This is a genomic window from Nostoc sp. (assembly GCF_035638895.1).
GTDB lineage: Bacteria > Cyanobacteriota > Cyanobacteriia > Cyanobacteriales > Nostocaceae > Nostoc.
In genome coordinates this window covers 1-10,728 of sequence record NZ_DASQZC010000142.1, presented here as the reverse complement: position 1 = coordinate 10,728, position 10,728 = coordinate 1, and the positions used below count along the sequence as shown (strand labels likewise).

General features: G+C 41.7%; 11 protein-coding genes and 1 pseudogene. 8 read left to right on the top strand and 4 right to left on the bottom strand.

Going from position 1 to position 10,728, the window contains the following annotated elements:
• Positions 1–39: 39 nt before the first annotated feature.
• Positions 40–705 carry a DUF4126 domain-containing protein gene (locus VE944_RS06955; RefSeq protein WP_324974256.1) on the top strand — a complete coding sequence of 222 codons (666 nt, stop codon included), beginning with the start codon at positions 40–42 and terminating at the stop codon, positions 703–705.
• A gap of 167 nt (positions 706–872) precedes the next feature.
• On the opposite strand, the gene VE944_RS06950 is transcribed toward VE944_RS06955, so the two are convergent.
• A complete protein-coding gene (locus VE944_RS06950) occupies positions 873–1,532 on the bottom strand; it encodes a Uma2 family endonuclease (RefSeq protein WP_324974253.1) in 660 nt (219 codons plus the stop codon).
• A 178-nt stretch (positions 1,533–1,710) separates the two neighbouring features.
• Positions 1,711–2,001, bottom strand: a complete 291-nt coding sequence (locus VE944_RS34095; protein ID WP_414690108.1) for a hypothetical protein — start codon at positions 1,999–2,001, stop codon at positions 1,711–1,713.
• A gap of 180 nt (positions 2,002–2,181) precedes the next feature.
• Between VE944_RS34095 and VE944_RS06945 the strand changes: the two genes are divergently transcribed.
• The gene (locus VE944_RS06945) at positions 2,182–2,973 is read left to right on the top strand and encodes a leucine-rich repeat domain-containing protein (RefSeq protein WP_324974250.1); all 792 of its coding nucleotides are present in this window, start codon (positions 2,182–2,184) and stop codon (positions 2,971–2,973) included.
• A gap of 200 nt (positions 2,974–3,173) precedes the next feature.
• Positions 3,174–4,052, top strand: a complete 879-nt coding sequence (locus VE944_RS06940) for an N-acetylmuramoyl-L-alanine amidase (protein ID WP_324974247.1) — start codon at positions 3,174–3,176, stop codon at positions 4,050–4,052.
• A 92-nt stretch (positions 4,053–4,144) separates the two neighbouring features.
• Here the strand turns inward: VE944_RS06940 and VE944_RS06935 are convergent, their stop codons facing one another.
• Positions 4,145–4,486, bottom strand: a complete 342-nt coding sequence (locus VE944_RS06935; RefSeq protein WP_324974245.1) for a transposase DNA-binding-containing protein — start codon at positions 4,484–4,486, stop codon at positions 4,145–4,147.
• A gap of 215 nt (positions 4,487–4,701) precedes the next feature.
• On the opposite strand from VE944_RS06935, the gene crtD reads away from it, so the two are divergent.
• The 3 genes from crtD to VE944_RS06920 all read left to right on the top strand — a co-directional run bounded on the left by crtD (position 4,702) and on the right by VE944_RS06920 (position 8,065).
• The gene (crtD, locus tag VE944_RS06930; RefSeq protein WP_324974242.1) at positions 4,702–6,210 is read left to right on the top strand and encodes a C-3',4' desaturase CrtD; all 1,509 of its coding nucleotides are present in this window, start codon (positions 4,702–4,704) and stop codon (positions 6,208–6,210) included.
• Positions 6,211–6,329: 119 nt separating this feature from the next.
• The gene (locus tag VE944_RS06925; RefSeq protein WP_324974238.1) at positions 6,330–7,436 is read left to right on the top strand and encodes a saccharopine dehydrogenase family protein; all 1,107 of its coding nucleotides are present in this window, start codon (positions 6,330–6,332) and stop codon (positions 7,434–7,436) included.
• Between the two features lie 239 nt (positions 7,437–7,675).
• Positions 7,676–8,065 (top strand): hypothetical protein, encoded by a 390-nt coding sequence (locus VE944_RS06920; RefSeq protein ID WP_324974235.1) that lies wholly within the window; start codon positions 7,676–7,678, stop codon positions 8,063–8,065.
• 194 nt (positions 8,066–8,259) lie between these two features.
• Here the strand turns inward: VE944_RS06920 and VE944_RS06915 are convergent, their stop codons facing one another.
• A complete protein-coding gene (locus tag VE944_RS06915) occupies positions 8,260–9,558 on the bottom strand; it encodes a cation:proton antiporter (protein ID WP_324974233.1) in 1,299 nt (432 codons plus the stop codon).
• 439 nt (positions 9,559–9,997) lie between these two features.
• On the opposite strand from VE944_RS06915, the gene VE944_RS06910 reads away from it, so the two are divergent.
• Together VE944_RS06910 and VE944_RS06905 are read left to right on the top strand one after the other, a co-directional pair.
• Positions 9,998–10,267 carry a hypothetical protein gene (locus VE944_RS06910; RefSeq protein WP_069069307.1) on the top strand — a complete coding sequence of 90 codons (270 nt, stop codon included), beginning with the start codon at positions 9,998–10,000 and terminating at the stop codon, positions 10,265–10,267.
• 303 nt (positions 10,268–10,570) lie between these two features.
• Positions 10,571–10,728 (top strand): annotated as a pseudogene (locus VE944_RS06905) (transposase); the annotation flags it as partial.

Genomic DNA, 10,728 nt, shown 5'->3' with positions numbered 1-10,728 from the left:
GAATCACAGCTTAGAGTTGTTACTCCGTTCAGCTCAAAGATGGAAAAAACACAGGAGTATAACTTGAGTCTTACTATGGATTTAAATTCTTTGTTCAATCTAAATACATTTATTGAATTATTACTGGGGATTAGTTTGAGCGCGGCGGCTGGCTTTCGAGTATTTGTACCACTGCTAGCATTGAGTGTGGCTTCAGTTTTTGGACATTTAGATTTGCCGACTAACTTTGATTGGGTGGAAACACCTCAAGCTGTAATTGTCTTTGCAGTCGCTTGTTTTCTGGAAATTACTGGTTATTACATTCCTTGGTTGGATCATCTGCTGGATATTGTAGCTACTCCTGCGGCATTTATCGCCGGGACAATCGTCACAGCATCTGTTGCTCCAGAGATGAATCCACTGGCCCAATGGACGTTAGCTTTAGTTGCTGGTGGTGGAACCGCAGGATTAACTCAGGGATTAACAAATATATTGCGGATAAGTTCTACTGGCGTTTCTGGTGGATTAACCAATCCAGTTGTGTCAACTATTGAATTACTCATTGCAATCGGACTGTCTGTGCTTGCACTGGCTTTACCAGTGGTAGCAGGAGTGATTGTGATTGGTTTTCTGATAATAGCTATTCAAAGAATTTGGAATTTCTTCTTGAATAAACCATCTTCTCAAACTCACGAAACTGTTTCTCCATCAAGAGAATTGGGATAAATACTTAGGGCTAGCCCTTTTGGTTATTCAACAAATATGATCGTGCAGTATCCGCAAAATTTCCCTGATATCTGATTTAAGTTGGAAAATCAGCAGTGTGGTTATTGAGTATTTCAGTGTGTTGAGACTGGACACCCAGAAGTTGAGCGTTCGCGGCGCTATATGTTTTACTCATTGTTCGCTTTTAGCCCCTGTTCAAATTCATCAACAGCCTGAATTGAATCTGAAATTGTAATGCATTGCTCTAGCAAGGAAATGTTTAATCCTGGCAGTATCTCACTTGTTGTTATTTGCTCATACCCATAGGTATCAGTGTAAACAGTGGCTTGATCTTCCTGGGAAGTGTCCCGTAGATGGTATAGCTTAAACTGGTTTCTCTCCCAAAACCAAACTTCTGCAACTCCTAATCTTCGGTAGATTTCCAATTTACTTATGTTGCCACTGGTGAGAACTACTTCTATGGCTAAGTCCGGTACACTTTTCTCTTCACCTATGCAGTAACATTCGTCTGGTTCCGCACCTGCTTTTCTTGCTTTGTTTCTAAAAGTAGAACTTCCCATAGGTACAAAACGAATACGTTTGCTGTAAAAGAAACGCTCTAATAGCATCCCTAAATTCGTTTTGATTTTTTCATGCCTGATTGATGGCGACACTATCTCTAATATTCCATCTAAATAAGTAACACGGTAATGAGAGTTGTTTTCTAGTTTGACTAGTAGCGATTCATAGCTCTCCCAACTTACGCCACTGCTAATAAACCTTTCCTCTGGGTCGTCAGTATAGCGCAATTCTGGCTGATCAATTAGTTCTTTAAGATTGCTGACCATTGTCAATTCTCCCGTTTATCTTTTGGTGTTAGCGTAGCTCACCGTAGGTATCGCCTCTTTTGACAGTCCACTCCCACCATTGCTTAACAAGTATTGGCTGTTTTCCTTAGTCCACTTTGTAATCGTACTTATGGATTTGTTTTATAGCTGCGATCGCAATTATAAAGCGATCGTTGTGTTAGCGCGAAAGCGTAAGGCACCTTTGAACTCCATTAATGAGGCTTTGAACTCCGTTAACGAGTCTTTGAACTTCATTAATGAGGCTTTGAACTCCATTAATGAGGCTTTGAACTCCGTTAACGAGTCTTTGAACTTCATTAATGAGGCTTTGAACTCCGTTAATGAGTCTTTTAGCTCCGTTAACGAGTCTTTGAACTCCATTAATGAGGCTTTGAACTCCATTAATGAGTCTTTTAGCTCCGTTAACGAGTCTTTGAACTCCGTTAACGAGTCTTTTATATTCGTGAATGAGTGAATGTTATTGCGAGGGTAGCGATGCTTACGGCAAGTACTGCGTCCTACGCACCCCACTAATTTAAATATTACAGCCGTTTTTACGCAGATAGAACACATTAATCTAGCCCCACTCTCCATAACCTGCGATACACTATTCTGGTAAATATCGCTACAGAGTTGGTGAGGTTTGCAGATGACAAACGAAGAACTGGTGCAAATTATTGAACAAACTGCCAGGGAAAACGCAACGAAGCTATCCCTCAATAACAATCAACTCAGCAGCCTGCCGCCAGAAATCTGCCAACTCTCCAACTTGACAAGGCTATCCCTCAATAACAATCAACTCAGCAGCCTGCCGCCAGAATTTAGCCAACTCTCCAACTTGACTTTTCTAAACCTCCATAACAATCAACTTAACAGCCTGCCACCAGAAATCAGCCAACTCTCCAACTTGACAACCCTATATCTCAATAACAATCAACTTAGCAGCCTGCCGCCAGAAATCAGCCAACTCTCCAACTTGACTAAGCTACTCCTCGATAACAATCAACTCAGCAGTCTGATGCCAGAAATCAGCCAACTCTCCAATTTGACATGGTTATCCCTCAATAACAATCAACTCAGCAGCCTGCCGCCAGAAGTCTGCCAACTCTCCAGCTTGACAACGCTATACCTTCATAACAATCAAATCAGCAGCCTGCCGTCAGAAATCAGCCAACTCTCCAACTTGACTGAGCTATCCCTCGATAACAATCAACTCAGCAGCCTGCCGCCAGAAATCAGCCAACTCTCCAATTTGACATGGCTATACCTCTCTAACAATCAACTCAGCAGCCTGCCGCTAGAAATCTGTCAACTCTCCAATATGACAAGGCTATACCTGAAGAACAATCCACAATTAAGCTCGCCGCCGCCTGAAATTGTTGAACAGGGAACGCAGGCAATTTTGACCTATCTTCGAGCCAGGTTAGAAGCTAAAGGGTAATATCTTTCTAAGCTGCTAGTAGTTAGCTCGTAACAGCACTATTACAGGGATTACAAAGGTATATTTGACTAGAATTAAGGTGTTATAGCGATTATTATTTGGATACCATAAGTGGTAGGGGTTTACAGAAGTGCGCCTCTACAACTGACACGCCAGTTTAGCTATAAATTAAAATCTACCGTTTTACGGGTATTAGAAACATGAGGTTTAAAGACTGGGCGACTAGGGTGCTACTAATCTCGCTGATGTTCATGTCTTTAATTGTAGTGCTGCTAATTGGACGAGCGACAAAATTACAAAATAATCCGACAACATCCCGTGCATCCAATCCACAGGTTACAGCTTTCAGTCAATATCCCCAGGCGCAATTTCAATCAGCGAAAGAGCCAGAGAAGAAATCTCAAAATGTTATCAAGTCCCCAGTCAAGATTAACAAGCCTGTAGCAAGGTATGTAACCACTCAAGCTTTTGCACAGTATAGACCTAATTATCAAGTTGTCGCGGTTAACCCAACTAACTACGGAGAACGTTACGCCCAAGATGCTAACGGCGTTCCTCTCAACAACCAACCAATTATCGTCCTCCATGAAACTGGTTATTCTGCTTCTAGCGCCATTAATTTCTTTCAAGTAGCCCATAGTGATGAAAGTGTACAAGCAAGTTACCACGCTTTAATTAAGTTAGACGGAACGGTGGTTTATCTAGTACCGCCAGAAAAGCGGGCTTTTGGTGCAGCTAACTCAGTATTTGAGACTCCACAGGGAGTGGAAACTGTGCAGACTAATCCAAATTTGCCTGCGTCTGTGAATAATTTTGCTTATCATGTTTCTTTAGAAACACCGCCAGATGGTTATGACGCTAGCAGCCAACAAACCCATAGCGGCTACACGGAAGCTCAATATAATTCTCTTGCTTGGTTAATTGCTCAAAGTCAAGTCCCAGACGATCGCATCACTACGCACCATTTAGTAGATCGTTCTGGTAAAAAAGTTGACCCGATAAATTTTGATGGTAATAAATTTCTGAGCTTACTTAATACTTATCGTCAGGTTAGACCAATATATAGAGTAAGTAAATAATTTAACGTGAGTGAGTTTGACAAACCTCTCCCTGCCTTGAACTTTCCTTCAAGTCTGTCGCTCTCTGAATCGGAGAGATTGCGATTCGTTGATTAGTGAATCACGGTATTCAGTCCGTAAAGTGCCGATGTGTAATCTAGTTCTGATGTGTCTTGGATAAATAGGACGACTGAGCCAGAACTATTTTTTGCGTAGGCGTAGCCCGCCGCAGGCATCGCTTTTGTTGCTGCTGTATGTGGCTTAATTAACTCACTATGAGTCACTTCTTCTTCTGCAAATAATCTGTAGGCTGCTCTGACTTCATTCCAACCTGACATGATATTTGGCAGACTGGCTTCGGGATTAGCGGCGCTGCACACAAAGAGCGATCGCTCTTTATGTGCGACGACTATCCCCCAACTCAGCATCTTCCCATTGCTCAACTGCCCAAGCATTGAGGTCTGTGAAATTTTTCAACTTCATACTCTGACTCTATTACACCCTTACCTCACTTTAAAAGATGTTGGTAATGACAAGCTTTTTAAGGGGGGTTGGGGGTTAGGTCTCTATTGGACTTAACTGGAGAAATCGCATCCTTCGACCCCATTCAACTTAGACATTAAGGTAAAATTATAAGTAAAAGTATTAAGAATTTTAAAGAATCTAATCAATGTCCAGCATTACTCTTGACAAAAGTAAGTCTCATGTTGTTATCGGTGCAGGAATAGGTGGACTGACTGCTGGAGCATTATTAGCTCATAAAGGTTACAGCGTCTTAATTTTGGATCAGGCTCTCGTCCCCGGAGGCTGTGCTTCGACGTTTAAACGGCAGGGATTTACCTTTGATGTGGGCGCAACTCAGGTGGCGGGGTTGGAACCAGGGGGAATTCACCACCGCATTTTCTCAGAATTGTCAATAGATTTACCACAAGCAACGCCTTGCGATCCTGCTTGTGCAGTCTATTTACCTGGGGAAAGCACACCGATTAATATCTGGCGCGACCAAGAGAAATGGCAAGAGGAACGACAAAAACAGTTCCCTGGTAGCGAACCGTTTTGGCAATTGATGGCAACTTTATTTGATGCCAGTTGGGAATTTCAAGGACGCGATCCGGTGCTACCACCACGTAATTTATGGGATTTGTGGCAACTAGCGCAAGCGGTGCGTCCCAGTACATTAATTACCGTCCCCTTCACTTTATTTACGGTAGGAGATGCTTTACGGCTATGTGGGCTGGGAAATGACCAACGATTGAGAACTTTTTTGGATTTGCAACTAAAGCTATACTCCCAGGTGGATGCAGAACAGACAGCATTACTTTATGCTGCCACAGCGTTGAGTGTATCCCAACTGCCTCAAGGATTGTTTCACCTCCAGGGAAGTATGCAAGTATTAAGCGATCGCCTGGTACAATCCTTAGAAAGAGATGGCGGCAAATTGTTGATGCGCCACACTGTAGAACAAATCAAAGTAGAGAACGGTAAAGCTACTGCTGTAGTCATTAGAAATCAGAAAACTGGCGAAGTCTGGACAGAAGCTGCCGACCACATAGTTAGCAATGTCACCGTGCAAAATTTGGTGCAGTTATTGGGAGAACAAGCGCCATCTGGATATAAAAATCGGGTGGAAAAACTACCCCAAGCATCGGGCGCGTTTGTGGTGTATTTGGGTGTAGATGCCAGCGCGATTCCGCCTGAATGCCCTCCCCACCTGCAATTTCTGTACGATGTCAATGGCCCCATTGGCGAGAATAATTCCCTGTTTGTTTCCGTTAGTCATCCTGGAGATGGTCGCGCACCGGAGGGGAAAGCGACAATTATTGCTTCTTCATTTGTCGATCCTGCACAGTGGTGGCAGACTGATGATTATGAAGGACTAAAAGAAAAGTTTACCCAAGAAGCGATCGCTCGTCTTGCCCAATACTTTTATCTCAAACCAGAAACGATTATTCATCAAGAAGCGGCAACACCCCGCACCTTTGCTCATTTTACAGCCCGCGATCGCGGTATAGTAGGCGGTATTGGTCAAAGAATTCCTACCTTTGGCCCCTTTGGATTCGCCAATCGTACACCCATCCAGAATTTGTGGCTAGTTGGTGATTCCACCCATCCCGGCGAAGGTACTGCTGGGGTGAGTTATTCGGCGCTGACGGTAGTCAGGCAAATTGAGGCGCAATAACTTATCAAATACCAGTAATTAAAAAGTCCTCCTTCGTTGGCAAGCAATTCATACTTGTAACTGATGACAAAGGGGACAGAAAACTGATGAAATAAGGTTAGTTTTGCTAATCTGGAGTAATGACAGACAGCGTTTTAATTCTTGGTGGACGGGGGCGTATTGGTAGCAGTGTTGCTCAGGATCTCGCTACCCATACGCAGGCTCAAATTACGATTACTGGACGTTCTGCGGAGTTTGGGAAGGCTGTTAGCTTGTCTTCTGGAGGACAAGTGCAGTTTTTGGTATTGGACTTGGCAGAAGTTGACAAATTGCAAGATGCGATCGCAAACTCTAACTTAGTTATCCACTGTGCTGGCCCATTTCACTATCGAGACACTAATGTTCTTGAAACCTGTATTGCTCAAGGCGTTAATTATGTAGATGTCAGTGACCATCGTTCTTATACCAGCAAAGCTCTCAATTTTAGTGAACAAGCTGCTGCTGCTGGAGTGACAGCAATTATTAATACTGGTATTTTTCCTGGTATTTCTAACAGCATGGTACGTCAAGGTGTTGAACAATTTGATAAACCAGAAAAGATCCATTTAAGTTATTTAGTTTCCGGTTCTGGCGGTGCTGGCATTACAGTGATGCGGACAACTTTTCTTGGGTTGCAGTATCCTTTTGAGACTTGGATAGATGGAAAATGGAAGATAATCAAGCCTTATAGTGAAAGAGAATTAGTTGATTTTCCACCTCCTTATGGACGCACCGGAGTTTACTGGTTTGATATGCCAGAAACCTTTACACTGCCCAAAGCTTTCCCATCTGTAAAAACTGTAATTACTAAGTTTGGCTCTGTTCCCGATTTTTACAATCATTTAACTTGGATTGCGGCACATGTTTTTCCCAAGTGGTTAATGCAGCGCCGTTACATGATTGAGTTTCTGTCTCATGTCAGCCATTCGATGACAGATGTCACTAATAATTTTAGTGGAATTGGTGTAGCAGTTCGTTCAGAAGTTACAGGGCAAAAAGATGGTGAAACTGCCGTTTATTGCTCAACTGTTGTGCATGAAAATACAGCCGTGGCTTCTGGTTGCGGTACAGGTAGTATTGCCCAATTATTGCTAGAAGGTAAACTTAAGAAACCAGGTGTTTTTGCTGTGGAAGAAGCACTACCAACAGATTTATTTGAAGAGGTAATGCAAAGCCGAGGAATTAAAATTAATCACAATTGGTCATAGCTTAATACGCTTGGGTTAAGCACATTAGGTGAAAATTTCATCCGATTTCACGAAAAATTTAGATAAAGATACATAGGTAGGGGCGTACAGATGTACGCCCCTACTATAGGTAAAAATTAATATACCTTACGATAGAAGGAAAAACTGTACGTAAACAACTAGGATGCCTGTGAGCCTGAAATATTGAATATATTTATACATCACTACGGCTCATAAAATAAAAACAGGAGCGTTTTTTTGTGCAAAAATTTTTATTAACTTTAAAGCAAGCGTTACGTTCAAGCTTTTTGGTCGTTGGTTTAATTATTTTCATTAGCTTGTCAGGTTCTTTGATTTTCGTTCAGCAAGCTAGTTATGCAACTACTTTTGAAGAATTAAAGCTAATACCGCCAGAGTATAAACCAAATTCTGAAGAAAAAGTTAATCGTGCTAACGAATTTGACCCTGGTGTTGGCGTTCAAGAAGAAGAACGAGAAGAAGCTTATGAGCAAGCAATAAAAGATTCAAAAAACCTTACTACTATAGAGAAAACTTACGAAAGGAATTTGAAGGCCGAACAAGAACAAAATCCTCCAGAAAGTTTTGGTGAAAAAGCGAAAGAAGTCATTGAAAAGGTAATAGGTAAATAGGAAATATAGACCTAAGCCCCAACCCTTTCCTTACTATAGTTGGGGAGTAGAATTCAAAGCATCTATCCGATTTTAAGTCATCAGGTTTAGAAAATTAAATTGTAGGGTGTGTTATCGATTTAGCGTAACGCACCATCAAGAATTTAAGGTGCATTAGCCTTTGGCATAAAACACTCTACAAACAAAAATTGCTTTTACTCAAATTCATCTATTGTAGCGGGAGGGGTAGCGTTTCTCCGACTAACAATATTGCGCTCATACCACTTCATTAATGGAGTTGCACTAATGCCATGTATAATCACAGAAGCTACAATAGTAGTGTAAGTTATCCAAGCAATTTGTTCAGCAGGTTCACCTTTTAAGCCATGACCAAACGCATAAGCGAGATAATATAAAGAGCCGACACCGCGAATACCAAACCATCCAAATAACCACCTAGTTCCTGGGTGCATGCTTCGGCGGTGTGATTCTACAGGACGCTTGCCTATTGTGCTAATCCAAACTCCTACAGGTCGGATTATGAAGAATAATAGAATTATCACTAATAAAGATTGCATAGCATAGTTGAGCATTGGCTGCAATAATAATATTGATCCCAATAGTAAAATTGTTCCAACTTCCAGCAGTTTTTCAATTTGCTCGACAAATTCCAACTGTGCTAGCGGTTTATCAGGATTTCTGTAACTGCGTTGGACAACTAACCCAGCTACAAATACTGCCAAAAATCCATAGCCATTTACCATTTCTGTTAAGGAATAAGTTATTAGAATTGTGCTGATAGCAATAAAATCTTCCATTAACTCATCGGCACGACGGCGTTTTTGAATTCTTTTTTCAATCCAAACTAGAGATTTTGCTACAACAAATCCCATAACAATGCCAGCTGTAATCTCCCAAATTAAATCAATCGCAATCCACCGTTTAAACCAGTTGCCCCAGTTATCATCTTCTAATGCATGAAGACCAAAATAAACGAAGGGAAAAGCTAAAGCATCATTTAACCCACCTTCAGAAGTTAAACCAAATCTCAACTCATCTTGGTCGTTTATATCGGTCAGTTGTACCTCTGATGCTAATACTGGATCTGTTGGTGCGAGAATTGCTCCTAATAAAATCGCTTCTCCCCAATTCATTCCTAAAAACAATTTACCCACAGCAGCCAGAGCAAAAATTGAAATTGGCATCAGAAATCCAATCAATCGCGCCGTAATATCCCAACCCCCCAACCTTATAGGACGAATAATTTTTAAGCCGCAGCCAAACACAGAAATAATTACTACAAGTTCTGTTATTTTTTCCAGCACTTCGGCATTAAAAACTTCATCTCGACGTAATTGAATCAGCCCAAAGGCGTAAGGGCCTAGCAAAATACCAACTACTAGATAGATAAGGGCAAAAGAAAGAGGTAAACGAGAAATCCAACCTGACCCTAATGTGACCATCAACAGAAGTAGACCAATCACAAATAAGTTAATGATATAGATATCTACCATATAGCGATTTATATAAAAATTAGGGGTTCTTTTGTAAGGATAGTTGTAGTAGCTTGATGTTAGAAATTACCTATGGGCAGATTTTCGGGAATTAGAGATTGGGGATTCATACCCCCTACCAAATTTGCGAAGAAAGGAAATAGATAAATGTGGCGTTGGCTTTGCCCACCGAGCGAAAAATCCCCCCAACCCCCCGATCTAATTGGCGGGCTAATTTCCTCCTTTACCCCTTAAAAAGGGGGTCGCCACAGGCGGGGGGATCTTATCCGAACCGTATTGTGTGCGCTCCTAGCAATGGTCTATATTCCCTACTTTCTCACTCAAATATCACCCAATTTAGTACAAATATACTATAATAGAGATAGCGTTCACAAAGCCTAGCTAAATGTATAACGGCTCTGTGAAAACCTTCTGGAAGATGGATTCAAGGGTTAGTTCGATGATGAAGCATTACATTCTCAACCTCAATCCGACTGCCAAGCATGAATGGGATCGGTGTATTTTACGTGACCCTTTGACTGCCAAACGCCCAGACATTGCCAAATTAATTGCTGAAGCGGTTGGTGCTGATACAGGTAGTTATTTAGTGAGCGTGAATATCGAAGTTCAAGTTTTGCAGCAAGCCGCAGTCCCTCAAGCCGAACAACTCTCGCTTTCGTTTCCAGAAGTGAGTGTGCCGTCACAACCACAACTGCGGGAAGCGGCTTGAGCTAAAGTGCAGAGTTTAGCAGAAAATAAAGCCTGTTTATGCAGGCTTACTTTGTGTAGCCGCAGACTTCAGTCTGACGGCTACACGAAGTCATGAATATATTTGACCTGAGAGGAAAATTGTTAAATGATGCAATTGAGTCATTATCCAGCTGCCTTGGGCGAAGCCCTTGCCGAAGGCATCGCACAAGCTGCCCAACGGGCTAATGAAATAGACTCTCAGTGGAATTAAATAACTCAGAATTTGATTATTCAGTACTTTTAGAATTTCGTCAGCGATTAATAAAAGCATGACGAGAGCAAGAATGTTGATTGCCCAATGGGTAAACAAAGTAAGTCCTGGCGTACAACTGTCGATAGCCATAACAATCCAGTAGTTAAAATACAATTTGATAAATACGATTGTGATCTTTGTTCAAGTCGCTCAAAATGCACTCGCTCAAAAAAACTACCGCGTCTTTT

Bases quoted from the DNA above. Each gene is read 5' to 3' on its own strand.
- VE944_RS06935 (WP_324974245.1), bottom strand. From the start codon at position 4,486: ATGCTTGGGCAGTTGAGCAATGGGAAGATGCTGAGTTGGGGGATAGTC.
- crtD (WP_324974242.1), top strand. From the start codon at position 4,702: ATGTCCAGCATTACTCTTGACAAAAGTAAGTCTCATGTTGTTATCGGT.
- VE944_RS06945 (WP_324974250.1), top strand. From the start codon at position 2,182: ATGACAAACGAAGAACTGGTGCAAATTATTGAACAAACTGCCAGGGAA.
- VE944_RS06950 (WP_324974253.1), bottom strand. From the start codon at position 1,532: ATGGTCAGCAATCTTAAAGAACTAATTGATCAGCCAGAATTGCGCTAT.
- VE944_RS06925 (WP_324974238.1), top strand. From the start codon at position 6,330: ATGACAGACAGCGTTTTAATTCTTGGTGGACGGGGGCGTATTGGTAGC.
- VE944_RS06955 (WP_324974256.1), top strand. From the start codon at position 40: ATGGAAAAAACACAGGAGTATAACTTGAGTCTTACTATGGATTTAAAT.
- VE944_RS06910 (WP_069069307.1), top strand. From the start codon at position 9,998: ATGATGAAGCATTACATTCTCAACCTCAATCCGACTGCCAAGCATGAA.
- VE944_RS06915 (WP_324974233.1), bottom strand. From the start codon at position 9,558: ATGGTAGATATCTATATCATTAACTTATTTGTGATTGGTCTACTTCTG.
- VE944_RS06940 (WP_324974247.1), top strand. From the start codon at position 3,174: ATGAGGTTTAAAGACTGGGCGACTAGGGTGCTACTAATCTCGCTGATG.